This window comes from Actinomyces howellii, from assembly GCF_900637165.1.
GTDB lineage: Bacteria > Actinomycetota > Actinomycetes > Actinomycetales > Actinomycetaceae > Actinomyces > Actinomyces howellii.
On sequence record NZ_LR134350.1, the window covers coordinates 1,625,464 to 1,648,845 of the forward strand.

At 71.0% G+C, this 23,382-nt stretch carries 21 protein-coding genes and 1 pseudogene; 3 read left to right on the forward strand and 19 right to left on the reverse strand.

Going from position 1 to position 23,382, the window contains the following annotated elements:
* Nucleotides 1-214: 214 nt before the first annotated feature.
* The 4 genes and pseudogenes from EL245_RS06985 to EL245_RS07000 form a co-directional block, all read right to left on the reverse strand.
* Nucleotides 215-463, reverse strand: a pseudogene (locus EL245_RS06985) (integrase core domain-containing protein); the annotation flags it as partial.
* Nucleotides 464-497: 34 nt separating this feature from the next.
* A complete protein-coding gene (locus EL245_RS06990; protein ID WP_164719441.1) occupies nt 498-1,844 on the reverse strand; it encodes an IS256 family transposase in 1,347 nt (448 codons plus the stop codon).
* Nucleotides 1,845-1,851: 7 nt separating this feature from the next.
* Nucleotides 1,852-2,529 (reverse strand): IS3 family transposase, encoded by a 678-nt coding sequence (locus EL245_RS06995; RefSeq protein WP_164719459.1) that lies wholly within the window; start codon nt 2,527-2,529, stop codon nt 1,852-1,854.
* The gene (locus EL245_RS07000; protein ID WP_126382498.1) at nt 2,526-2,810 is read right to left on the reverse strand and encodes a transposase; all 285 of its coding nucleotides are present in this window, start codon (nt 2,808-2,810) and stop codon (nt 2,526-2,528) included. The genes EL245_RS06995 and EL245_RS07000 overlap by 4 nt, the downstream gene beginning before the upstream one ends.
* Between EL245_RS07000 and EL245_RS07005 the strand changes: the two genes are divergently transcribed.
* A complete protein-coding gene (locus EL245_RS07005) occupies nt 2,809-3,915 on the forward strand; it encodes an IS30 family transposase (RefSeq protein ID WP_126382499.1) in 1,107 nt (368 codons plus the stop codon). The genes EL245_RS07000 and EL245_RS07005 overlap by 2 nt on opposite strands.
* Before the next feature lie 246 nt (nt 3,916-4,161).
* On the opposite strand, the gene EL245_RS07010 is transcribed toward EL245_RS07005, so the two are convergent.
* The 4 genes from EL245_RS07010 to EL245_RS07025 all read right to left on the reverse strand — a co-directional run bounded on the left by EL245_RS07010 (nt 4,162) and on the right by EL245_RS07025 (nt 9,234).
* Nucleotides 4,162-4,434, reverse strand: coding sequence for an alpha/beta fold hydrolase (locus tag EL245_RS07010; RefSeq protein WP_126382500.1), 273 nt, complete (start codon nt 4,432-4,434; stop codon nt 4,162-4,164).
* A gap of 567 nt (nt 4,435-5,001) precedes the next feature.
* A complete protein-coding gene (locus tag EL245_RS07015; protein WP_232009633.1) occupies nt 5,002-5,661 on the reverse strand; it encodes a DUF4143 domain-containing protein in 660 nt (219 codons plus the stop codon).
* 634 nt (nt 5,662-6,295) lie between these two features.
* Complete coding sequence (gene purL, locus EL245_RS07020) at nt 6,296-8,692, reverse strand: phosphoribosylformylglycinamidine synthase subunit PurL (protein WP_126382502.1); 2,397 nt, start codon at nt 8,690-8,692, stop codon at nt 6,296-6,298.
* 260 nt (nt 8,693-8,952) lie between these two features.
* Complete coding sequence (locus EL245_RS07025) at nt 8,953-9,234, reverse strand: TM2 domain-containing protein (protein ID WP_126382503.1); 282 nt, start codon at nt 9,232-9,234, stop codon at nt 8,953-8,955.
* A gap of 340 nt (nt 9,235-9,574) precedes the next feature.
* Here EL245_RS07025 and EL245_RS07030 point away from each other — a divergent pair, with 340 nt between their 5' ends.
* The gene (locus EL245_RS07030; protein WP_126382504.1) at nt 9,575-11,011 is read left to right on the forward strand and encodes a glycosyltransferase; all 1,437 of its coding nucleotides are present in this window, start codon (nt 9,575-9,577) and stop codon (nt 11,009-11,011) included.
* Nucleotides 11,012-11,737: 726 nt separating this feature from the next.
* Here the strand turns inward: EL245_RS07030 and purQ are convergent.
* The 11 genes from purQ to EL245_RS07085 form a co-directional block, all read right to left on the reverse strand.
* Nucleotides 11,738-12,436, reverse strand: coding sequence for a phosphoribosylformylglycinamidine synthase subunit PurQ (gene purQ / locus EL245_RS07035; protein WP_126382505.1), 699 nt, complete (start codon nt 12,434-12,436; stop codon nt 11,738-11,740).
* Between the two features lie 3 nt (nt 12,437-12,439).
* Nucleotides 12,440-12,706, reverse strand: a complete 267-nt coding sequence (gene purS, locus EL245_RS07040) for a phosphoribosylformylglycinamidine synthase subunit PurS (protein ID WP_126382506.1) — start codon at nt 12,704-12,706, stop codon at nt 12,440-12,442.
* A gap of 83 nt (nt 12,707-12,789) precedes the next feature.
* Nucleotides 12,790-13,683 carry a PsbA protein gene (locus EL245_RS13635; RefSeq protein WP_232009635.1) on the reverse strand — a complete coding sequence of 298 codons (894 nt, stop codon included), beginning with the start codon at nt 13,681-13,683 and terminating at the stop codon, nt 12,790-12,792.
* Nucleotides 13,680-14,258 (reverse strand): hypothetical protein, encoded by a 579-nt coding sequence (locus tag EL245_RS07050; RefSeq protein ID WP_126382507.1) that lies wholly within the window; start codon nt 14,256-14,258, stop codon nt 13,680-13,682. Before EL245_RS07050 ends, EL245_RS13635 begins: the two co-directional genes overlap by 4 nt.
* A 10-nt stretch (nt 14,259-14,268) precedes the next feature.
* Entirely contained in the window at nt 14,269-15,186 is a 918-nt protein-coding gene (locus EL245_RS07055) for a phosphoribosylaminoimidazolesuccinocarboxamide synthase (RefSeq protein WP_126382508.1), read from the reverse strand.
* A 95-nt stretch (nt 15,187-15,281) separates the two neighbouring features.
* Entirely contained in the window at nt 15,282-16,535 is a 1,254-nt protein-coding gene (purD, locus tag EL245_RS07060; RefSeq protein WP_126382509.1) for a phosphoribosylamine--glycine ligase, read from the reverse strand.
* A gap of 181 nt (nt 16,536-16,716) precedes the next feature.
* Nucleotides 16,717-17,502 (reverse strand): VOC family protein, encoded by a 786-nt coding sequence (locus EL245_RS07065; protein ID WP_126382510.1) that lies wholly within the window; start codon nt 17,500-17,502, stop codon nt 16,717-16,719.
* A 241-nt stretch (nt 17,503-17,743) separates the two neighbouring features.
* Entirely contained in the window at nt 17,744-18,493 is a 750-nt protein-coding gene (locus EL245_RS07070; protein WP_232009636.1) for a helix-turn-helix domain-containing protein, read from the reverse strand.
* Nucleotides 18,494-18,738: 245 nt separating this feature from the next.
* Nucleotides 18,739-19,431 carry a hypothetical protein gene (locus EL245_RS07075; protein WP_232009639.1) on the reverse strand — a complete coding sequence of 231 codons (693 nt, stop codon included), beginning with the start codon at nt 19,429-19,431 and terminating at the stop codon, nt 18,739-18,741.
* Between the two features lie 72 nt (nt 19,432-19,503).
* Nucleotides 19,504-19,710, reverse strand: coding sequence for a hypothetical protein (locus tag EL245_RS07080; RefSeq protein ID WP_126382513.1), 207 nt, complete (start codon nt 19,708-19,710; stop codon nt 19,504-19,506).
* Nucleotides 19,711-20,565: 855 nt separating this feature from the next.
* Nucleotides 20,566-22,410, reverse strand: a complete 1,845-nt coding sequence (locus EL245_RS07085) for a phosphoenolpyruvate carboxykinase (GTP) (protein ID WP_126382514.1) — start codon at nt 22,408-22,410, stop codon at nt 20,566-20,568.
* A 168-nt stretch (nt 22,411-22,578) separates the two neighbouring features.
* Here EL245_RS07085 and EL245_RS07090 point away from each other — a divergent pair, with 168 nt between their 5' ends.
* On the forward strand, nt 22,579-23,355 hold the full coding sequence (locus tag EL245_RS07090) for an LppM family (lipo)protein (RefSeq protein ID WP_232009641.1): 777 nt from the start codon (nt 22,579-22,581) through the stop codon (nt 23,353-23,355).
* The last annotated feature ends 27 nt before the right edge of the window (nt 23,356-23,382 follow it).

Sequence of the window (23,382 nt, forward strand, 5' to 3'; positions counted from 1 at the left end):
GCTCGCGAGGCGGGGGCTTGTTTCTCGGTGCCTCAGTCCACGGTGTCGGACTGGTGCAGGCTGTGGGGTATGAGGATGCGGCACGGGGCCAGGGAGGGCGGGATGGTCGGGACGACCAGGCCTGCTGGGCGTGGTCGGGGCGGGTCGGGGGACGGGTTCGAGGTGATGGTCCGGTGGAGTGCTGGGTGTTTTTCGGACTGTGTGTTTCGGTGTGTCAGGCCGCTTGTCTGCGGCCTAGGTGCTCGCCTTCGACCTCGTTGGGGGTGCGGTAGCCGAGGGTCGAGTGGAGACGTGTCTGATTGTATGTCAGCTCAATCCATGAGGCAATGTCGCTCACTGCCTTCCTACGTGTAGGGTACACCATGCGGTGGACCCTCTCGTTCTTAAGAGTCGCGTTGAATGACTCCGCCCAGGCATTGTCCCAGCACACCCCGGTGCGCCCGACGGACAGCCGTATGCCATACGGGCCTGTCAAGTTTTTTGTGTAAGCGGGTTGTTCAGAGGTGGGGGTTGATTCGGTCGGGGTAGGCGGTGGCGAGCTGGGCGAGGGCTTGTTTCCAGTTGGTGGTGATCCGGCCCTCGACCACGCGTGGCTTGGCCTTGCGCTTGTCCGCGGGCAGGTTCCTGTCCTTGTCGCGTTCTCGTGCCCGCTTGTCCTCGATGTTGCAGATCGCCAGCCACAGCAGCTTGACAGCGGCCTCGTCGCTGGGGAAGTGGCCCCGGTTCTTGGAGATCTTGCGTAGCTGGTAGTTGAGCGACTCGATGCTGTTGGTCGTGTAGATGACCCGGCGCAGCATCGGCGGGAACGCCAGGAACGGGGTGAAACGCTCCCACGCCCTGTCCCAGGTCGCCACCGTCTCGGGGTACTTGTCCCCCAGGGGAGAGCTGCTGAAGGCCGCCAGGGCCTCCAGGGCGGCCTCCTCACTGGGGGCGGCGTAGACCTGCTTGAGAGCAGCGGCGACCTTCTTACGGTCCTGGTAGGCCACGAACCTCATGGAGGCACGGATCAGGTGCACCACGCAGGTCTGGACCATGGAGTCGGGCCAGGTCGCCTCGATCGCCTCGGGCAGGCCGGTCAGCCCGTCACAGCACACGATCAGCACGTCCTTGACGCCCCTGTTGGCCAGCTCGGCGCACACGTGCGCCCAGAACGAGGCGCCCTCCTCGGCCTGGACCCAGATACCCAGGACGTGCTTGATCCCGTCCATGTCCACACCCACGGCGATGTGGGCCGAGCGGGTGGTGACCCTGTGGTCGACGCGGACCTTGACGCGGATCGCGTCGAGGTAGACCACCGGGTAGAACTCCTCCAGCGGGCGGCGCTGCCAGTCCAGGACCGCCTCGGCCACGGCGTCCGTGATCCTGCTGATCGTCCCCACCGACAGCTCCACACCGAGCGTGGACTCCAGGTGGTGGCGGATCTCGCGCACCGTCATACCACCGGCGTACAGGCTGATGATCATCGAGTCCAGACCGTCCATCCGCCGCTGCCCCTTCCTGACCAGCCGCGGCGTGAAGCTGCCGGCCCTGTCGCGGGGGACCTCGATCTCGAACGAGCCGACCTCAGAGCTGATCGTCTTGACCGTGGTGCCGTTGCGGGCGTTGCCACGAGCCACCGGCGCCTGCTCGCCCTTGTCGTAGCCAAGATGCTCCGTCAGCTCAGCCTGCAGACCCCGCTCCAGGGCCTCCTTGAGCAGGGCCGGCAGCAGCCCGTCGGCGCCCGTCAACCCCACCTCACCCGAGTCGATCCGCTCGAACAACCCGTCCAAGCCACCCGAGGCAACAAGATCCTCAACCACGCCCCGCCCACCAGCAGGACCAGTCTTCTCATCAGTCACAGTCATCAGTCCTTCAAAGAGGGCTTACACAGACCATTGAACACGCCCTGCCATACTTCCTCAGGTGGTCGGAGAACTGCTGAGAGGTGTACTGGCTGCCTCTGTCGGAGTGGAATATGGTTACCCCTCTCTTGTGGGGGCACCTGCGTACCGCCATGTCGATAGCGTCACAGACCAGGTCGGTGCGCATGTGGTCGGCCATCGCGTAACCGACTACCTTCCTCGTGCAGCAGTCCAGCACCGTAGCGAGATACACGAACCCAGCCCACGTGCGGATACAGGTGATGTCACCTACCCATTTGATTCCGGGTTTCTCGGCCGTGAAGTCACGGCGCACGAGATCGGGACGCTCGCCCAGGTCACGGGCCGGGACGGTGGTACGGACCTTCCGGCGCGGTTGCGCGGCTCTCAGGCCCTGGGCGCGCATGACCGCACGCACAGTGTCCTGGCAGGTTGACACGCCTTGACGTCGCAGGGCTGCCGCGATGCGCCGGTACCCGTAGGCGCCGTGGGAGGCCTCAAACTCGGCCCGCACAAGAACCGCCAGCTCCTCCCGTCTCCTGATACGACTCGACTCAGCCCGCTCGCGCCAGGAGTAGTACCCGGACCTGGACACCCCGGCCCAGCGGCACATGGAGGCAACAGGGTATCTGCCTTCCTCGCGGTTGATGAGCTTGTACTTGTCGCTCACCGCTGTTCCTGCGCGAAGAAGGCCGCCGCTTTTTTCAGGAACTCGTTCTCCTGGCGCAGCTCGCAGTTCTCCGCCCTGAGCCTGGCTATCTGCGCGGACTCTGCGACTGCTTCACTTTCCTCCTGGCTGGAGTGCTCCTTCCTGTACCTCGCGACCCAGTTCCCCACCGTCTGGGGCACCAGGTCGTAGGAGGCCGCGACCGACGCGATCGTCCGGTCCTTCTCGACGACCTCACGCACAACCTGCGCCTTGAACTCGTCCGAGTACTTCGCCCTTGACATGGCTCCATCCTATCGAATCAGAAGAGAGACGAAAATCTCCCCTGTCCGAGAAACGCCACTCACCCCACGGGGTACCGGGCACGGCAGGCGTCTGGGGGCTCAGGGGCGCGGCGCGATCGCTGCGGGCCTGGCCAGGGGTGATTCCCTGGCCTCGATCGCCCGGTTCCTGGGGGTGGCTGTCTCCACGGTCAGCCGCGAGGTCGCTGCCGGCGGGGGCCGGCAGGCCTACGACCCCCAGGCCCGCCACGCCCAGGCCCGGGCCGCCAGGGCACGGCCCAAGGCGCGTGTGCTGGACTCCAACGACCAGCTGCGGGCCCTGGTGGTCCAGGGCCTGAGACAGCGGTGGTCGCCCCAGCAGATCAGCCGCCGTCTGGCTGCGGACCACCCCGAGCGCGATGATCTTCGTGTGAGCCACGAGACGATCTACCAGTCCCTGTACGTCCAGGGCCGAGGGACGCTGCGCGCCCAGCTGGGCCGTCACTACAGGCTGCGCACCGGGCGGAGTCGGCGCGTGCCACGCTCGGCCCTGGCCGGGCCCCTGGCCTCCAGGCCCTGGCTGGCCGACGCGCGTATCAGCACCCGCCCGGCCCAGGTCGCCGACCGGGCCGTGCCAGGCCACTGGGAGGGCGACCTGGTCATGGGCGCGGGCAACCGCACCGCGATGATCACCCTGGTCGAACGCACCACCCGCCTGGTCCTGATCGCCCCGCTGCTGACCGACCACACCGCCACCACCGTGGCCACGGTGCTGGAGACCATGATCAAGGGCCTGCCCCGCTCCATGGCCCGGTCCCTGACCTGGGACCAGGGCGGCGAGATGGCCCAGGTCGCCCGCTTCAGGACCGCCACCAACCTCGAGGTGTACTTCTGCGACCCCCACAGCCCCTGGCAACGAGGAACCAACGAGAACACCAACGGCCTGATCCGCGAGTTCTTCCCCAAAGGCACCGACCTGTCGACCTACCCCCTCCACGCCTTCGAACAGGCCCAGCACCTCCTCAACACCCGCCCCCGCCAGACCCTAGACTGGGCCACACCCGCAGAAGCCTTCAACAGGCTCCTGCAGAAAACAGAACACGACACCACCATTGCACTCACCACCTGAAACCACCTGACACCTCGAGATCGGGGGAAGTGGCACCGCGAGATCGGGGGAAGTGGCACCGCGAGATCGGGACATATGACACCTCCAGAGCGACGAAGAGGATGGAGGCCTCGGCCCAGGTTGACTCGTCAAGAGGGAACGATGCGTGGGTTGTGGCATGGCGGTCAGAGTGACGCCGGACCCTGACCGGGATCTGATCGTGCAGCCGGCGGTGCAAGGCATCCGCGAATGCGCGGGCCCAACCCTCTACCCTGCCGCGCTCCAGAGCTCCTCGAGATCAGCACCCAGCGCCTCGGGCTCCTGCATGGGCAGCGAGTGGGTAGTGTCCAGCCAGATCTTGACCGTCACCCGGGGAAGGCGCTCCTGCGCTCGCTCGGCGGCCTGCTCACCACCTGCCATGGATTCGTGATCGGCGATCGCGACGTAGACCGGCATGGTCATCGTCGAGACCTCATCCTCCGACAGCGGCGACGGAGTGGGCAGGTCCGCCGAGTAGTGCTGGGTGCCGGTCCTGATCATGACCGCCGAGATCGACCGGCTGCGCAACGCCGCGAGCTAGCCGCACCCAGGGTTCGGCCGTCCAGGCGACCGCGCCTCACCGTTGAGCTCACGCTCTGGATGGCTGCTTGCAGGGAGGGCGAGGGTAAGGCCGTCCCCTTGGCGGGCGGGCTGGGGCTAAGTGTCTCGGCGCCTAGAAGCACGAGGGTGACGTCCACCACTGGCGGGCAGGGCGGACCCCCTGGCGTACGGAACGGCAGCCAGAGGCATGAGTCGCGGTCCAACGCATGTGTTTTGGCGCTTTGCCTGTACTAGGCACGTGCAAAGCGCCAGAACACATGCGGTCGACGCAAAGTCATGCACGTGGCGCACCACCATGAGAGCAACTCAGCAACCGGTCCCACGCCGAAACCAACTCGGCAACCGGTCCCACGCCGAGACCAACCCGGCACCGGACCGTTGAGCCCGCGGGGGGCGCCTGAGAGCCGCCCCTGCGCCTTCTGTCCCCGGCCATGGCGGCCGGCACAAGGGGAAATCACCGGCACGACTCGCCCCTCGGCGACGACCACCACGTGCCGCGCACCGTCCTTACAGACCGAGCAGGGCGAGCGGGACGACGGCGACGCCGTCGGCACGCCGGTAGGCGGTTCTACCAGTGGTGACGACGACGAGGTCGGCGATCCGCTCCGGGATCTGTTCGCGCAACCAGGGCAGATGTCGGACGTCGGAGTCATGGACATCCGCGGCGAGCTTGACCTCGATCCCGAGAACCTGCCCGTCCGACCCCTGGACGATGAGGTCCACCTCTCGCTCACCGCCGCGAAGGCGCAGATGGCTGACCGTCGCCTCCGCTGCCTGAGCGAGGACCCGAACTGTGAGCGTGACGAGGGACTCGAACAGAGGTCCCATCATGTGTACCCCAGACGGCCCCGGCAGGGAGCCGGAGGACAGGTTGAGCAGTCGAGCCGCGAGCGCGGGATCCGCCAGGTGGTGCTTGGGGGCCTGTTGAAGGCGCCTGATCGGGTTGTTGGCCGGGATCCACCCCGGGACCGGGTCGAGCAGCCACAACCTGGTGAGGTGGTCGCGGTAGGGGGTCGTCGTCGACGACGCTGCGGCATAGGCTGCCATCCACCGACGGAGCACCTCCCGGCGACGCACGTCATAGCCCTGGTCCGGCAGGTCGCGGTCGATGACGCGGCTGAGGTAGGAGTCGAGAAGACCTCGGCGCAGACGCGGAGGAGCCCCCATGATCCCGGGAAGCCGCTTGAGGTCATGGACTCGACGTAGTCCCCCCAACATGAAGGACGTCTCGCCTCCAATGTCCACCGATTGGCCCGCCCTGAGCAGGTCTCTCAGGGACGCGGTCGGGGAGACGAGTGCTCGCTCGTGGAGCCCCATGGGTCGCATGCGCAGGGAGAGGACTCGGCCAGCACCGCTGTGGGTACCCGTCGCGTCAACGGGCGTGGCTGATCCAGTATGGAGGAATCGTCCGGCGGGCGTCCGGAGAGATGATTCTTCGATGTGGTCTCCCGACCATCATGCGACTGTGACGTGCGACCCACTGGGGTCGGAGATGTGAGCCGCCCGAGCACTTTGAGCGCCGCCAGCCCCGCCCGGGCACCGGCTGGCTGGCCCGGAGCTGCGCACCGTCAACCGCACCCGGAATCTGCCAGGGTCGAGGCCGGGCTACGCCCGCAGGGGCCCTCACCAGGCTGCAACATGCAGAACACGCGACCACCATCACACTGACCGCACCACACGCCCCGCTTCTCCCGATCTCGAGGTGTCATTAGTCCCGATCTCGAGGTGTCATGAGTCCCGATCTCGCGGGGAGGGGGAGAGCTGACGAGGCGGGCGGAGGAGGTGAAGGGCCTCAAGGGCCTCAGAACAGCGCCGGCAGGGTCGCCTCGCTGCGTTCGCGCAGCTCGGCAAGGTCGAGCACGAGCGGAGCGCCGGAGTCGGAGAGCAGGTCGCTGCCGGAGACGACGAGGAGGTCCCCGCCGGTCGTGCCCAGCCGGGCCCAGGGCACGCCCTCGGCCTCGGCGGCAGCCGCTACCGCCGGCACGAGGCCCTCGGCGACGGCGACGACGGCCCGCGCCCCGGACTCGGAGAACAGGGCGGTGACGTCGTCGACGCCCCCGGGCAGGCCGGCGAGGTCGATGCTCGCCCCCACGCCGTAGCGCAGCACCGAGTCGACGAGGGTCTGGATGAGCCCACCGCCCGAGCAGTCGTGAGCGGCGCGCACGAGGCGCAGGTCCCCGGGCCCGTCGACCTCGCTCAACGCGACGAGCACCCTCCCCAGAGCCATCTCGGCCTCGAGGTCCACCGTCGGAGGCATCCCGCCGAGGTGGTCGTGGACCACCTTGGCCCACACCGAGCCGTCGAGCTCCTCACTGGTCTGACCCAGGACGACGATCGCCAGACCCTCCTCGTGCCAGCCCGAGGGGTTGGCACGGCGCACGTCGTCCATGACACCGAGGACGCCGACGACCGGGGTGGGGTTGATCGAGGAGTCGGGCAGGCCCTTGACCGGGCCGTGGGAGTTGTACAGGGAGACGTTCCCGCCGGTGACCGGCACGCCCATCGTGCGGCAGGCCTCCGCGAGACCGGTGATGGCCTCGACAAGCTGCCACATGGCGTCAGGGTCCTCCGGCGAGCCGAAGTTGAGGCAGTCGGTGACGGCACGCGGCCTGGCCCCCACGGTGCACACGTTGCGGTAGGACTCGGCCAGCGCCTGGGCCGCCCCCGTGGCCGGGTCGAGCTTGGTGAAGCGGCCGTTGGCGTCGGTGGCGATGGCCACTCCCCTGCCGGTGGCCTCGTCGACGCGCACGACGCCGGCGTCGTCGGGCTGGGCCAGTGCGGTGTCGCCGCGCACGAAGCGGTCGTACTGGTCGGTGACCCAGGCGACCGAGGCCTGACCCGGGCTCGTGACGACGGCCAGCACCTGCTCGGCGAGCTCGGTGGCGCTGGTCGGGCGGGGCAGGGACGCGGTGGTGTCGGCGTTGAGGGCGTCCTGCCAGGCGGGGCGGGCGTAGGGGCGGTCGTAGGTGGGGCCCTCGTGCGCCACGGTCCGCGGGTCGACGTCGACGATGCGCTCCCCGAAGTGGTCGATGGTCAGTCGGCCCGAGCCGTTGACCTCGCCGATGACGGAGGCCTCGACGTCCCACCTGTCGATGACGGCCATGAAGTCGTCGAGCTGATCGGGGGCGACGACGGCCATCATGCGCTCCTGGGACTCGCTCATGAGGATCTCCCCGGCAGTGAGCGTGGGGTCGCGCAGAAGCACCTTCTCGAGGTCGACGTGCATGCCGCCGTCACCGTTGGAGGCCAGCTCGCTCGTGGCGCAGGAGATGCCCGCGGCTCCCAGGTCCTGGATCCCGAGCACGAGCCCGCCCTCGAACAGGTCGAGACAGCACTCGATGAGGACCTTCTCCATGAACGGGTCACCGACCTGGACGCTGGGGCGCTTGGCCGGCACACCGTCCTCGAAGGACTCGCTGGCCAGGATCGAGGCACCGCCGATCCCGTCCCCGCCTGTGCGAGCCCCGAACAGGACGACCTTGTTGCCCTCGCCGCTGGCGTTGGCCAGGTGGATGTCCTCGTGGCGCAGCACGCCCACGCACAGGGCGTTGACGAGAGGATTGTCCTGGTAGGAGGCGTCGAACTCGGTCTCGCCACCGATGTTGGGCAGGCCCAGGCAGTTGCCGTAGCCCCCGACTCCCGCCACGACGCCGTGGACGACGCGCGCGGTGTCGGGGTGGTCGACGGCACCGAAGCGCAGCTGGTCCATGACCGCCACGGGACGGGCGCCCATGGAGATGATGTCCCGCACGATGCCCCCCACTCCGGTGGCCGCCCCCTGGTAGGGCTCGACGAAGCTGGGGTGGTTGTGGGACTCCACCTTGTAGGTGACGGCCCACCCGTCACCGATGTCGACGACGCCGGCGTTCTGGCCCATGCCGACCAGGAGGTGCTCGCGCATCTCGGGCGTCGTCTTGTCCGCGAACTGGCGCAGGTGGATCTTGGAGGACTTGTAGGAGCAGTGCTCGGACCACATGACCGAGTACATGGCGAGCTCGGCGTTCGTGGGCCGGCGCCCCAGGAGAGCGGTGATCGAGGTGTACTCCTCGTCCTTGAGGCCCAGCTCGGCGTAGGGCATCTCCCTGTCAGGGGTGGCCGCCGCGTCGGCGACGGTGTCGGGGTGCTCGACGGGTCGGCGCCCGTCCAGCCCGTCTGCCTGCGGGGTGACGGGGGCGGCGGGCTCGGGGGCGGCGGCCATGAGTGCTCCTGGGCGCGAGGGGACGGTACCGCGTCGAGGATACCGGGATGGGGCGGGAGCCTGCGAGGCGGGGTCACCGTGCCCCGGCACCACGGGGCCGTGGTACCGGGGCACGCGCGCCAGCTCCGCGGGAGCACAGGGCGCCGCAGCCTGACGGGCCACGCCCTGGCTGGGTGAGGAACGGCGAGGGCGCCGGGACCGCCTCGACGGCGTGAGCCGTCTGTCGCGGTACCGGCGCCCTGTGCGGCGCGGGCGAGGTCTCAGACCACGTCGGGGCGCTGGGAGGCCTGGTAGGCCTGGTACATGGCCCAGCCCCAGTTGGCAAGGGCGACCACGTAGGCCAGCAGGACGAAGATGCTGGAGATCCCACCCAGGACGTAGAAGAAGACGGCGTAGACGGCCAGGAGCACGAGGTGGTAGATGCCCTCCTTCGTCTCACCGAGGTAGAAGTTGTGAGCTCCGAGGTGGCCGAGGAAGAAGGCGAGCAGCCAGACAACGACCTTGTTCTTCTGAGAGGGGGCGGGGAGGGAGGGGATGGACATTGAAGGTTCCTTTCGGGTTCGTCGTGCGACACACGAAAACGAGGTGCGAGGGGAGTTCTACACCACTCGGATTCGAGTGCGCCACTGTGTTACTCAGGTCTCACAGCGACAACACAGTCGCGCCTTTTCGTTCATATGACGCCATTTTGTGGCGCACACCAGGAAGAAAAACGCGCCGAGACCCGCCCCCCATGGGGCGAACTACCCATCCCTCCCCATGGCGCACCGACCTCATCACCCTCCAGACGAGACGCCTTTCACACCCTCAGCCGCGACGACACCGCCCCGTATGACCGCACGGCGTGTTGCGCGTCACATGACAAGAGGGCAGGATCGGGCCATGAGAACCATCGACGTCGCGCCGCTGCCCCTGTCGGACCTTGAGAGCCACCTCGACGAGGTAGCCACCCGGCGCCTGCGCGACTCGGTCGTCGCGGCGCACGGCCTGCTCGACGGCCGCACCGTGTGGACGGTCACGCCGACGGCCTCGGCGGGCGCCGGCCCTGTCGAGATCGTCGCGCCGCTGGTCGGCTACAGCCTCGGGCTCGGGATCGACGCCCGGTGGCTCACCCTGGACGCCCCCGCCGAGTTCCTCACCATCTCCGCGCGCCTCCACTCAGGCATCCACGGCGACCGCGGGGACGGGGGCAAGCTTGGGGACAAGCAGCGGGACATCTACGAGCACGTGCTCGCCTCCAACGCGGACAACGTCGTCGAGGAGGTGAGCGAGGGCGACGTCGTCATCCTCCACGACCCTCCGACCGCCGGGCTCGCCAAGGCCTTCAAGGCCGCCGGAGCCACCGTCCTGTGGCGCTGCCACCTGGGCGCCGCAGACTCCGGCGAGGCGGGCCAGCACGCGTGGGCCTTCCTCGACAGGTACCTCGAGGACGTCGACCTCGTCGTCGTCTCCCGCGAGGGGTACCGACCCCCCTTCATCGAGCCTGAGCGATGCGCGGTCATCGCCCCCTCCATCAACCCCGACTCCCCCAAGAACCGCGTCTACGACCTTGACGAGGCGTGGTCGATCGCCCGCCTGGCCGGGATCTTCGACGGCGAGCCCCCCTTCGAGGCGGTGCCCTTCGTCCACGAGGACGGCCGGCCGGGCGCCGTGCGGGAGCTGCCCTCGCTGGCCGGGGCGGGGCTGCCGGTCCCCACCGGCAAGCGGACGGTCGTGCAGGTCTCACGCTGGGACCGCCTCAAGGGGTGCAAGGAGCTCGTCGACGCCTTCGCCGACCACGTCTCGGCCCTGCCCGATGACGTCCACCTCCTCCTCGTCGGCCCCGACCCCGACCCCGTACGAGACGAGGGGGCCGCGGAGGTCCTCGGGGAGGTGCTCGAGCGCTGGGAGCTGCTGCCCGACTCGCTGGCCGCCCGCGTGCACATCGCCGCGGTCCCCATGCACGACCGGGACGTCAACGCCACCGTCGTCAACGCGGTCCAGCGGGTGGCCGACGTCGTCACCCAGCGCTCGCTCATCGAGGCCTTCGGCCTGCCGGTCGCCGAGGCGATGTGGAAGAAGGCCCCTGTCGTCGCCTCGCGCGTAGGCGGCATCGAGGACCAGGTCGACGACGGCGTCGACGGGGTCCTCGTCGACCCCGAGGACGGCGGCGCCTGGGCCCAGGCGGTCGACGACGTCCTGCGCTTCCCTGAGCGCGCCCGGGAGATGGGCGAGGTCGCCCACGAGTCGGTGCGCCAGCGCTTCCTGCCTGACCGCCACCTGCGTGACCTCGTCGACGCCATCGGGCGCGCCCTCGACCGGAGCCCGACCGCACCCTGAGGGCGGGCCCCGGGGCCGGTACGCCACCGCTCGGTGGCGCGTCGCGCGACGTCGGGGCCCCTGCCCCTCTCCCGGGGACGGTACGTCCCGGAAGACCAGGCGCCGAGGGACCCTGGGCCGCTCCGTCGGCCCGAGGCGTTATCCACAGATTCTGTCCACACCGTTGTGCACAGCCCTGGGGATGGCCGGAGATCGCGCGGCTCTGCCTGTGGTCAATGCTCCTGACGGCGCTCCGGGTCCCGCTTCGGGCCGCCGGAGCGCCGCCCGACCCGACACGACCCGCCCCCGACGAGGCGGCGAGAACCTTGCAACTCAGGCGATCACCCGCGCTGATCCCACTCATCACAGTCGTCCGGCGACAGTCGCGCACCCTCCCGAGACGGGTGGTTGGTAGCGCACTCAGGTGGGGGAGGCATTGTGCACAATGATCACGGTTTGATCACGATTCTTCAGGGAGTTCCTAGCAAACCACAGGCGTGCTCCGAGTTATCCACACCCTCGGGAGTGGCATGTGGGTTACTCGCACGTGGGATGCGTGCCCGCTGTCGTGGCACCCCGGAACCCTCGTCCGCGCGCCCTCACGCGGGCGCGACCTGCTCCAGAGCGCACGCCCGGCAACCGGGGCGCGACCCCGTCCAGGCGCCGACCAGCGCGCTCAGGGGCCCGGCAACCGGGGCGCGACCCCGTCCAGGCGCCACTCAGGCCCCTCGGCCCCCTCCGGCGCGCTCAGGCCCCGGCCAGCGCGCTCAGGGCGGACTGGAAGATCCGGAGCCCGTCGACGCCCGTGCGCGGTCCGGCGGCCGAGTCCGGTCCGAAGCCCGGCTCGACGGCGTGCTCGGGGTGGGGCATGAGCCCCACGACGTTGCCGCGCTCGTTACGCACCCCGGCGATGGCACGCGCCGAGCCGTTGGGGTTGGCGCCCAGGTAGCGGAAGACCACGAGCCCCTCACCCTCGAGGCGGTCGAGCTCGGCCTGAGAGGCCACGAAGTTGCCCTCGCCGTTCTTGAGGGGGACGGTGATCTCCTCACCGACCTCGAAGGCGGAGGTCCAGGCGGTCGACGTCGACTCCACGCGCAGGGGCTGCTCCCGGCACACGAAGCGCTGGTGGTCGTTACGGATGAGGGCTCCGGGCAGGAGATGGGCCTCGGCCAGGATCTGGAAGCCGTTGCAGATACCCAGGACCGGCATGCCCGTGCCCGCCGCGGCCACGACCTCGCCCATGACCGGAGCGAAGCGGGCGATCGCGCCGCAGCGCAGGTAGTCGCCGTAGGAGAAGCCTCCGGGGACCACGACCGCGTCGACGCCCTTGAGGTCGGCGTCCTTGTGCCACAGGGGAACGGGCTCGGCGCCGGCCAGGCGCACGGCACGGGCGGCGTCGACGTCGTCGAGGGTGCCCGGGAAGGTGATGACGCCGATGCGGGCCACGGCTCAGTCCTCCCCGTGGGCGCCGGAGTCGGCTCGCACCGAGACGACGTCCTCGATGATCGGGTTGGACAGCAGCGTCTGCGCCGCCTGCCTCGCTGCCTCGAGGTGGTCCTCGGTGACAGGCCCTTCGACGCTCAGCTCGAAGCGTCGCCCCTGGCGCACCGCGGTGAACTGGTCGAATCCGAGTCGCGGCAGGCTGCCCACGACCGCCTTGCCCTGGGGGTCAAGGATCTCCGGCTTGGGCATGACCTCGACGACGATGCGTCCCATCGGTCCTCCTGGTTACGGGGTTGGGGCGAGGGGTGTCCGGCCACAGCGTACCCGCCCGGGGACGTGGCCGCCCGCGAGCCGCCTCAGACGTGGCCGAGCCAGTCGGCGGCCAGCCGGATCGACACGATCCCGCCCAGGGCCAGCGTGACGGTGGCGATGAGCCAGGCGGGTCCGAGAACCAGCGCGATGACAGCGCAGACGACGGCTGCGGCGAGCAGGAAGCCTCCGACCGCGCCGGCCACGCCCGCCGGTGCGTGGATCGACTGGTCGACGGTGGAGGTGCCCATGAGCGGAGCGGGTCCCGACTCCATCGACGCCGAGCCCGCCGGGGCCCCGGGTCCCCCACCGGCCTGCGACGGGGCTGCGGCGGAGGGGCCTGCGCCCAGGGTGGGGCGCTCGGCCGAGCTGCCCTCGAGGAGGTGGTGCGGGTCGGCCACGCTCACGGTCCCCACCGTCAGGCCGGCCGCCGCGTCGAGGACGGTGGGCCGCCAGCGCTCAGCCTCTCCTCGCACGGCCGTCCCACCGGCCCAGGCGAGGTACCCGGCAGCCGCGACAAGACCTGCCCCGGCCAGGACGACGACGAGCCACGGGGGGACCCACAGGCGCCCCGACTCGGCGTTGGTCGCCAGGTTCATCGCCGACCAGGTCGCCAGGACCAGCCCGCTCAGGGCGAAGGCGATTCCGGCGAGCCTCTGGGTCCGCACCGCCTCGGGCCAGGGGCTGCGGGCGCGCGCTCCGGGTGTGGGCTGGGCGGGCGCCGCCCCACGTCCCACGCCCCAGTCCGGACCTCGGGACCGGCTCGCTCCCTCGTGCCCGGGGCTGCCCGCCCGCCCTGCGTCGGCGTCGACGACGAGCGGGTCGTCGGGGGCCTGGGCCGCGGACCGACCGGTTCCGGGCCGGGTCGGTGCACGCTGGGTGCCCCAGTCGACGGGACCGCGCTCCTGGGCCGGGCGCCGGTCGCGCCCCAGCGGCGTCATGCGAGCACCTGCCCCAGGATCGAGGCCAGGCCCAGGGCCACGAGGGTGAAGCCCAGCGCACCGGCGAGCAGCTGGCCGACACGCACCAGCCCCTCCCCGACGGCGGTGCCCGCGAGCCTGTCGTCAGCACGACGGCCCAGGTCTGAGGCGGCCAGGGCCGTCGTCACGGGCCCGGAGACGACGTCCAGGGTCGTCAGCTCACGGCGCCCGCTGGAGTCCGGCACGACGAGGTCGGTCCCGGGGACCCGCAGCGGCGCGGGCGCCTCCGGCCCCGCCGAGGGCCCACGGCGCGCGGCCCGGGCCCGGGCGCGCTCCAGGCGCAGGCGCGGGGCGTTGACGACGACCGAGCGCGCCGGCACCCGCAGGACCGCCAGCAGGCCGACGCCCACGATGACCAGTGCCGCGCCCCCCAGGACGAGCGAGGTCGAGCGCGCGCCGAGTGCGGCGCAGATCGCTGCGGCGAGCGCCAGGACGACCACGGCCAGGGCGGCCAGGACGAGGACGACGAAACCGGGCCCGGGTCTGAAGGACCTGCTCGTCACCGGGCGGGGGCCCGGGTCGTGCGCGGCTGTCACCGGCCCGCCCTCACAGGTCCAGGGGGCTGCCGGTCAGGCGCTCGTAGGCCTCGAGGTAGCGGGCGCGCGTACGCGCCACGACGTCCTCGGGCAGCGCCGGCGGGGGCTGGTCGCCGTCGCGGTCCCACCTGGCGGCCGGGGAGGTCAGCCAGTCGCGGACGTACTGCTTGTCGAAGGACGGAGCGACCCTCCCGGGTGACCACTGGTCGGCCGGCCAGAAGCGCGAGGAGTCAGGGGTGAGGACCTCATCGCCCAGGACGAGGGAGCCGTCTGCGCCGACGCCGAGCTCGAACTTGGTGTCCGCCAGGATGATGCCGCGCTCGGCCGCGATCCCGGCAGCGCGGGCGTACAGGGCCAGGGTCACCTCCCGCAGGGCCTGCGCGGCGGGCGCGCCGACCATCTCGACGACCCGCTCGTAGGTGATGTTCTCGTCGTGCTCGCCGAGCTCGGCCTTGGCGGCGGGTGTGAAGAGCGGCTCGGGCAGCCGCGAGGCCTCGGTCAGGCCCTCGGGCAGAGCCTGGCCGCACACCGTGCCGTTCTGGCGGTACTCCACGAGCCCGGACCCGGTGAGGTAGCCGCGGGCCACGCACTCCACGGGGTACATCCTCAGCCTGCGGCACACCATCGCTCGTCCCGCGACCTGGACCGGGACCTCGAGACTGACGAGGTGGTTGGCCACGACGTCGTCGAGCTGGTCGAACCACCAGGCGGACAGGGCGGTGAGCACCTTGCCCTTGTCGGGGATGGGGGTGTCCAGGACGTGGTCGTAGGCGCTGATGCGGTCCGAGGCGACGACGAGCAGGACGTCCTGCCCCGACCACGCCGATCCGGGGGCGGGGGTGTAGACGTCGCGGACCTTGCCGCTGGACAGGTGCGTCCAGCCCGGCAGCGCGGGAGCGAGGGGCAGGGCGGGGGCGCTGGGGCTCATGGGTCCCATCCTGCCACCCTGCTCGATCGCGGGTCACGGCCTCTACTGCCCTGAGACGGTCCGGGGCCCGGGAGACAGGACCTGAGGAGAGGTGCTCAGCGACCGAGGGCGATGTCCGGGCGGACCTGGGCGCCCTCGAGCCTGATGTGCCCGACCGCCTCGTAGGCGCGTCCCCTGGCCTGGGCGACCGTGTCCCCGAGGGCGACCACCGACAGCACCCTGCCACCGGTGGCCACGAGACGGCCGACCTCGTCGCGGCCGGTTCCCGCGTGCAGGACGTGGACCCCCTCGACCTTCTCCGCCTCCTCGACCCCGGTGATGATCCCGCCGGCGGACACCTCACCGGGGTACCCGGGGGCGGCCACGACGACGTCGACCGCCGCCTGCTCGGACCACTGCGGGGCCGGGACCTCGGCGAGGCGACCCGTCGCGGCCGCCAGGAGCAGCTCGGGCAGGGAGGAGGTCAGGCGGGCCAGGACCGCCTGGGTCTCGGGGTCACCGAACCGGACGTTGAACTCCACGACCCGCAGGCCCCGGCTGGTCAGGGCGAGCCCGCAGTAGAGCAGTCCGATGAAGGCGGTGCCCCGGCGGGCCATCTCGTCGACCACCGGCTGGGCGACCTCGGCCACGACCTGCTCGCCGATGTCGGACGGCGCCCAGGTCAAGGGGGTGTAGGCGCCCATGCCCCCGGTGTTGGGCCCGGTATCGCCCTCGCCCAGACGCTTGAAGTCCTGGGCAGGGGCCAGGGGACGGACGGTCGCGCCGTCGCACACGCAGAACAGGGAGACCTCGGGGCCGTCGAGGTAGTCCTCGACAACGACCCTCCCGCCCTCCTTGCCCAGGCAGGCCAGGCCGTGGGCCAGCGCCACGGCCCGGTCGTCGGTGACGACGACGCCCTTTCCGGCCGCCAGGCCGTCGTCCTTGACGACGTGGGGGGCGCCGAAGCGGTCGAGGGCGGCAGCGAGCTCGGCCTCGGTCGCGCACACAGCGGCCTCGGCGGTGGGGACGCTGGCGGCCGCCATGACCTCCTTTGCGAAGGCCTTGGACCCCTCGAGGCGGGCCGCCTCCGCACCGGGGCCGAAACAGGGGATGCCCGCCTGGCGCACGGCGTCGGCCACCCCGGCGACAAGGGGCGCCTCGGGTCCGACGACGACGAGGTCGGCGCCCATCTGCTCGGCCAGCTCGACGACCTCGGTCGGCGAGACGGGGTCGATGTGCAGGTTCGTCGCGACACGAGCGGTCCCGGGGTTGCCGGGCGCTACGACGAGCTCGGCGGCGACAGGGTCGGCGGCAAGGGCGCGGGCCAGGGCGTGCTCGCGCGCGCCGGAGCCCAGGAGCAGGATCTTCACGGGCCCAGCCTAACGAGGATCCCGCGCAGGCGCCGGGCGCCGCACGCCGGGCACTGCCGACCGTGGGGTCGCAGGACAGCCCGTGGGGTCGCAGGTCAGCCCGTGAGGTCGCAGGTCAGAGGCGCGACCTCACGGGCCATGTATCGACCTCGAGCCGGGAGGCAGAGCCCCGTCTCGGGGATCAGACCTGGCAGAGCCTGAGAACCGCCCCGTGAGGGTCGGCGACCTCGGCCAGCCTCCCCCACGGGGAGTCCGAGGGCTCCTCACGCACCGTCCCGCCGAGCTCACGCACACGCCCGACGGCCTCGTCGAGGTCCGAGACACCGAGGTACACGCGCCAGGCGGGCTCGGTGTCCTGGCGACCGAAGACCGCGATGTCCCCGATGCCGCACACCGCGGCGGGCCCCGAGCCGTTGGTGTAGTAGGGGAAGACGGTCCCACCGGCCTCCTCGCGGTGGGTGGTCCACCCCAGGGCACCGCGGTAGAACTCGGCCCCACGCTCCAGGTCGCGGGCGAGGACCTCGTACCACACCGGCATCCCCGCCTCCAGGGGGTGGGGCTCGAGGGCCTCAGGGTCGGCGAGCACGCCGAGGAGGGCCCCGTCGGCGTCGCGCAGGAGGGCCCAGGTCATGCCGGTCCCCTCCACCTCCATGGCGGGCAGGACCACCGTCCCGCCGGCATCCGGCGTCGCCGCCACGGTCGCCTCGACGTCGTCGACGAGCAGGGTGACCCGCCACCCCGCCGTCTCGGGGTCGTCCTGGGAGGACTCGATGGAGCCGATGAGCCTGCCCGCGTTGCGGAGCTCGGTACCCAGGGGACTGCCGTCCCCGGGCTCGGTGGTCTCCCAGCCCAGGAGCTCGCGGTAGAAGCTCGCCGAGGCCGTGGTGTCAGGGGTGTAGAGCTCGATCCAGCAGGGACGGCCCTCGGGCAGGGAGGCCGTCGCCTCCTCGGTGGTCGCAGGGGTCATGGCTGCTCCTTCGTGTCGCCGGGTCTCACGGGTCCGGGGGCGGCCGAGGTCGATCCCCCGCCGCGTCCGGCGCGACCACGGTAGGTCCTGTCCGCGTACGGTGACCACTCCGATCCTGCTGTCCTGCGGGAGCGCTGGTCCGGCCCTCGCACCGGTCGGGCGGTTGGCTGGCAGCGGGGCCGGGGCGCAGGGCACGTCGACCCCACGGCTGCGGACCCGGCCCGCAGCGACGGACGCCGCCTCATCCCGGCCACAGCGCCGCGAGGGCGACGAGCGCCGGAGGGTCCCAGGGCAGGGCGGGCTCGACCTCGAGCACGAGTGGGTCGGAGGCGGCGTCGGGACGCAGCGGCCGGGGGTGGCGGGCCACGAGCGGACGGTCGGGGGCCAGGTGGTCGTTGACACCCGCGCCGTCGGGCACGAGGAGGGCCAGCAGCCACGGGGCCCCGGCCACGACCGGCACCTCGACCTCGACGAGGCCACGGCGCAGCGTGCCTGTGGCCGGAGGACCGGTCGCCGCGGGCGTCGGGAAGGTGCCCACCCACTGGTAGGGGCTGGGGCCCAGGGCCGGGCGCAGCGCGGCAGGCAGGGTGAGGCGCACGACGACGCGGCTGTCCGCCGGCGCCAGGAGACTCACCGGGGGCAGGCTGGACTCGGCCAACCGGTCGGCCGCCCGTCGCAGCGCCCCCGGGGCCAGCCCGACGTCGCGGGTGAAGCGCCGCGAGAAGGTCCCCACCGAGGTGTAGCCCACCTCGTAGCACGCCTCAGCCACACCCACACCTGGCAGGAGCAGGAGGCGCTTGGCCTCGTGGAGGCGCCAGGCGGACAGGTACCCGATCGGAGAGACGCCCGCGACCGCCGTGAAGGTCCTGGTCAGGTGGGAGGGGCTGTAGCACAGGTGGTCGGCGAGGTCGCGAACGCTCAGGGGCTGCCGGTGGTGTTCCCGGAGGAAGGCGGTGGCCCGGGCCACGAGCTCGAGCGTCCCTGGAGCCACCGTGGCCCGAGGGAGGCTCGAGCGGGGCGGGGCGCCGCCCCGTCCAGGGGTCGGCGACGTCGCTCCGATCCGCCGCACTCATGCCTCCAGCGTAGACCCGGCCTCGGGCGCGAACAGGACTGCGACCGCCGTCGGGTCGCGTGCAGGCCCGTGGGGTCGTGTGCAGGCCCGTCGGGTCGCGTGCAGACCCGTGGGGTCGCATGTCGGAGGTGCGACCCCACCTGCGAGGTGGCGACCCCACGGGCTCAGCCCTGGCGCCGGACCACGATCGGCTCCCGCAGGACGACCTCCTCCGCCGCCGAGGCACCCAGCTCGTCGAGCCTCACGCGGAAGACGGTGAGCTCGTAGGGCGACCAGGCACAGTGGACCTCGTCCTGCGGGGAGGTGACCACGATCTGGAGCTCGTGGGTCGCGGGAGAGCTCAGTCGGAGGTCCTCCTCGCACACGAAGCGGCCGTGGACGACGAGGAGGTGGGTGCTGAAGTCGGTCTGCGGCACCTCAGCGGTCATCGCGGCCGCGAGCGGGGCGGGAAGGCCGGCCAGCCACTCCTGCCAGGCTGGCTCGGTGCCGATGACCTGGGTGCCTTCGGGCGCGCCGTCGACGGCGAGAGCGGTGTCGGAGCCCTGGTCCCAGCGGGCGACCTCCTGCCCGACGGAAGGTCCCGGCGTCGGCGACGAGCCGGCGCCCGGCACGCAGCCTGCCACCGCGAGCAGCACCGCGAACGCGACGACCGCGACGACGCTCAGCACGGGGCGGGCACCACGGGCCGAGGTAGGTACGTCGCGTGTGGCGCTGGTGACGGCTGTCGACATGATCCACCTCCTGGCAGGACGGTAGGCGCGGTGAGCGGCCAGGACCATGGGGGACCCTCCCCGGGCTCCCCGGGGCTCCCCGGGCTCGGCCCCGAGCGCCGGGGGGCCGAGACGCAGGACGGCCACGGTCGGGCCTAGCCCCTCAGCTGGATCGTGCGTTCGCGTGCTCGACGGCCGACCCCACGGGCGACGGGTCGCTCAGAGCGGCCCGGTGCTGCGCGCCCCCCTGAGGTCGACGCCGAGCTCAGTGGCGAGGTACTCGTGCAGGTTCTGGCGGCCGTCGGGGATGACGACCTGCCCGTCCGTTCCCTCCGACCGGCTCCGCCCGCCAGCCTCCTCACCCCACTCGTCGGGATGGCGCAGCTCCCAGAGGTCAGCGCCCCCGATCCACAGACCCGGGTACACCCTGTCCCTCCACGACCGTCCATCGGCACCGAGATCGGGAGAAATGGCACCACGAGATCGGGACATATGACACCACGAGATCGGGAGATCTGGCACCTCGAGATCGCCGCATCTGGCACGCTTCTGGCGGAGCGCACCGAGAGCCGGCACGCTCGCGTCGGGATGCCGCGGTGTCGCATGTCCTGATCTCGAGGTGTCGGGCAGGTGCCGGGAGCTGTCGCCGGCGTGAGGTGACAGGCAGGCCTACCGAGCGTGCTGGTCAGCCACGGACTCCCGGAGCGGGAGGCCCACACCCCCAACGACGGCGAGATGCACATAACAGGCATGTGGTGGCCGGGGCTCCGTGTCCGGGATCGGCGGAAAGACGCCGATGCTCTCGGCTAGTCCTGGTGGTCGGGGCGTTGGCGGGGGTCTGAAATGTGCAACGGCCTCTGCGACGCACACAGGGAGGTCCGCCGCCTGGTACAAGACGATCATTGACCGGCTTGATCACGGCTATCCACCAGGAGCGTGAGGATAGTTGATGTGTGCACCACCCCACCGTCCGTCACCAGCGCACAAGCCCAAGGGGGCCGGTCCCGACCAACCCGCCCCAACCGTGCCCTGTTCGGCCCCGACGAGGCGGCACAGTCAATCACAGGCCTGCCTCGCCCGCAGGTACCTGACAGCACCCCACGAGAGCACGACGTACCACTTCCCCCGATCTCGAGGTGCCACATGTCCCGATCTCGAGGTGCCATATGTCCCGATCTCGGGGGTGACACGCGACCGGGGCCGCACCCGGTCAGGGTGCGGCCCCGGAGGAAGCCCGGCAAGCCGGCGATCCGGCGGCCCGCAGGCTCCGCGGCTCTGTGCTCAGGCCTTGGCGGCGGCGATGCGCTCGCGGAACTTCGCGAGCTGCTCGGTGATGGCCGCGGGGACCTTGTCGCCGAACTGCTTGAAGTACTCCTCGGTGTCGTCCATCTCGGCGGCCCAGGCATCGGGGTCGATGGTGTACATCTGCTCCCACTGCTCGGCGGTCACGCCGGAGCCCTCGAGGTTGAAGTCCTCGGCCTTGGGGTACAGGCCGGTCACGCCCTCGATCGCCTCGACCTCACCGGCGGCGCGACGCACGATCCAGTCCAGGACCCGGGAGTTGTCGCCGTAGCCGGGCCACAGGAACTTGCCGTCGGCGTCCTTGCGGAACCAGTTGACCTGGTAGACCTTCGGGAAGCCCTCACCGAGCTGCTCCTGGATCTCCAGCCAGTGACCCCAGTAGTCGGCCATGTTGTAGCCGCAGAAGGGCAGCATGGCGAAGGGGTCGTGGCGCAGCGAGCCGGCCTTGACGTCCGTGGCGGCCGCAGTCACCTCGGAGGCCACCGAGGCGCCGATGAACACGCCGTGGGCGGCCTCGTACTGCTCGGCCACGAGCGGCACGTTCGAGGCACGACGCCCGCCGAAGAGGATGGCGTCGATGGCCACGCCCTCAGGGGCCTCCCAGTCCGGGCAGATGATCGGGCACTGCGCGGCGGGGGTCGTGAAGCGTGAGTTGGGGTGCGCGGCGAGCTTGCCCTCGGCGGCGTCGGCCGGGGTGTAGTCGTTGCCGTGCCAGTCGATGAGGTGCTCGGGCAGCTCGGCGTCGATGCCCTCCCACCACACGTCGCCGTCGTCGGTCAGGGCGACGTTGGTGAAGATGCTGTTGGCGCGCATGGTCTCCATGGCCATCGGGTTCGTCTTGTAGGACGTCCCCGGCGCCACCCCGAAGAAGCCGGCCTCAGGGTTGATGGCCCGCAGGCGGCCGTCCTCACCGGCGCGCATCCAGGCGATGTCGTCGCCGACCGTCTCGACCTTGTAGCCCTCGATGGTGGGCTGGAGCATGGCGAGGTTGGTCTTGCCGCAGGCCGAGGGGAAGGCGGCGGTCACGTGGTACTGCTTGCCGCTCTTCTCGTCGGTCAGGCGCAGGATGAGCATGTGCTCGGCCATCCAGCCGTCGCGCCGGGCCATCGTCGAGGCGATGCGCAGCGCGTAGCACTTCTTGCCCAGCAGGGCGTTGCCGCCGTAGCCCGATCCGAAGGACCAGATCTCGTTGGTCTCCGGGAAGTGGGTGATGTACTTCTCGTCGTTGCAGGGCCACGTCGTGTCCTCCTGGCCCGGTGCCAGGGGGGCGCCCACGGAGTGGACGGCGGGGACCCACGGACGGCCCTCGGCGATGAGGTCCATCGCCTGGGTGCCGATGCGCGCCATGATGCGCATGTTGACGACGACGTAGGGCGAGTCGGTCAGCTCGATGCCCAGCTGGGAGATGGGACCGCCCAGGGGGCCCATGGAGAAGGGGATGACGTAGAGGGTGCGGCCGCGCATCGCGCCGTCGAACTTCTCGTGGAGGATCTTCTTCATCTCCACGGGGTCGTACCAGTTGTTGGTCGGACCGGCGTCCTCCTCCTTCTCGGAGCAGATGTAGGTCCGGGACTCCACACGGGCCACGTCGCTGGGCAGGGAGCGAGCGAGGAAGGAGTTGGGACGCTTGTCGGGGTTGAGACGTGTGAACATGCCGGACTCGACCATCTCGGAGGTCAGGCGGTCCCACTCCTCGTCAGAGCCGTCCGCGAAGTAGACCTTCTCCGGCTTGCTGAGCTCCGCGATGCGGGTGACGAAGGAGATGACGTCCTCAGGGGTGTTGGCCGGTGCAGCCGCGCGAACTTCCTGCTCAGACACAGTCATGTGAGTCCCTTCCTTAGGTGTCTAGTGACTCGTTCTGTCGGCACCAATCCTCCCCCATCCCCGTCCGGAGGTCACGCCCCCGAAGGTCCCACCGGCTCCGCCGTGGGCGCACACGCACCGTGTTCCTCCCCACACTGCGACCCGGGGGGCTGCGTGTAGCGTCGGGGCGTGCCCATCCTCGACCGGACGCCGTCGGCCCACCACGCGCGCAGCCGCGCCCTGACCGCCCCGCTGGCCACCCTGGGGGCGGCCGGCATCGCGTTGGGCGCCTCGGCGTGCACGGCGCACATGGACATGACGATCGACGAGGCCGGGACCTACGACGTCGTCATGGTCATGCGCGACACGACGGGCACCGTCTTCACCGAGCAGACCAACTGCGAGGACTACGCCGACCCCGAGCTCGTCGGCGCCTCCCCGGGCGCCACCGTGACCTCCACCCCGGTGGGGGCGGCCGGGGACTCGGCGGGCCTGGGCTGCGAGGTCCGGGTCTCAGGGGTCACGGTCCCGGAGGCGGACGGCGCCCAGACCGAGGGCTCCCTCGTCGTGCGCGACGGGGACCTCTACGTCGTCACGATCGCCCCCTACCTCACTGACGAGGCCACCTCCCAGGCGACTGCGGGCGCCACCTCCGACCCGGGGGCGACCCCTCAGTCCCTGACCGAGGTCGTTGACGCGCGCGTGTCGGTGAGCTTCCCCGGCGCTGTCGTCGAGGACGGCGGGGGCTCGGTGTCGGGCTCGACGGTGACATGGGCCGACGCCGACCTCCTGGCGGGCGGGGTGAGCGCCTCGGGGTACGCCTCACCCCAGGCGGGCATGAACGTGTGGGACCGCTTCGCCCCCTGGATCATCGGAGCGGTCGTCGCGGCCGGCGCCGCCCTGGGTGCGGCCGGCTGGCGACGCCGCGCAGGCCGGCGCCGGGCGCACAGCACATCCGCCCCCTGAGTCCTGGAGCCTGCCGGGCGCATGGGG

What these genes read in the sequence shown, in the direction of transcription:
- EL245_RS06990 (WP_164719441.1), bottom strand. Translation starts at nt 1,844, where the DNA reads ATGACTGTGACTGATGAGAAGACTGGTCCTGCTGGTGGGCGGGGCGTG.
- EL245_RS07005 (WP_126382499.1), top strand. Translation starts at nt 2,809, where the DNA reads ATGGCTCCATCCTATCGAATCAGAAGAGAGACGAAAATCTCCCCTGTC.
- EL245_RS07000 (WP_126382498.1), bottom strand. Translation starts at nt 2,810, where the DNA reads ATGTCAAGGGCGAAGTACTCGGACGAGTTCAAGGCGCAGGTTGTGCGT.
- EL245_RS07010 (WP_126382500.1), bottom strand. Translation starts at nt 4,434, where the DNA reads ATGATCAGGACCGGCACCCAGCACTACTCGGCGGACCTGCCCACTCCG.
- EL245_RS07015 (WP_232009633.1), bottom strand. Translation starts at nt 5,661, where the DNA reads ATGGGGGCTCCTCCGCGTCTGCGCCGAGGTCTTCTCGACTCCTACCTC.
- purL (WP_126382502.1), bottom strand. Translation starts at nt 8,692, where the DNA reads ATGGCCGCCGCCCCCGAGCCCGCCGCCCCCGTCACCCCGCAGGCAGAC.
- EL245_RS07025 (WP_126382503.1), bottom strand. Translation starts at nt 9,234, where the DNA reads ATGTCCATCCCCTCCCTCCCCGCCCCCTCTCAGAAGAACAAGGTCGTT.
- EL245_RS07030 (WP_126382504.1), top strand. Translation starts at nt 9,575, where the DNA reads ATGAGAACCATCGACGTCGCGCCGCTGCCCCTGTCGGACCTTGAGAGC.
- purS (WP_126382506.1), bottom strand. Translation starts at nt 12,706, where the DNA reads ATGGGACGCATCGTCGTCGAGGTCATGCCCAAGCCGGAGATCCTTGAC.
- EL245_RS13635 (WP_232009635.1), bottom strand. Translation starts at nt 13,683, where the DNA reads ATGACGCCGCTGGGGCGCGACCGGCGCCCGGCCCAGGAGCGCGGTCCC.
- EL245_RS07055 (WP_126382508.1), bottom strand. Translation starts at nt 15,186, where the DNA reads ATGAGCCCCAGCGCCCCCGCCCTGCCCCTCGCTCCCGCGCTGCCGGGC.
- EL245_RS07065 (WP_126382510.1), bottom strand. Translation starts at nt 17,502, where the DNA reads ATGACCCCTGCGACCACCGAGGAGGCGACGGCCTCCCTGCCCGAGGGC.
- EL245_RS07085 (WP_126382514.1), bottom strand. Translation starts at nt 22,410, where the DNA reads ATGACTGTGTCTGAGCAGGAAGTTCGCGCGGCTGCACCGGCCAACACC.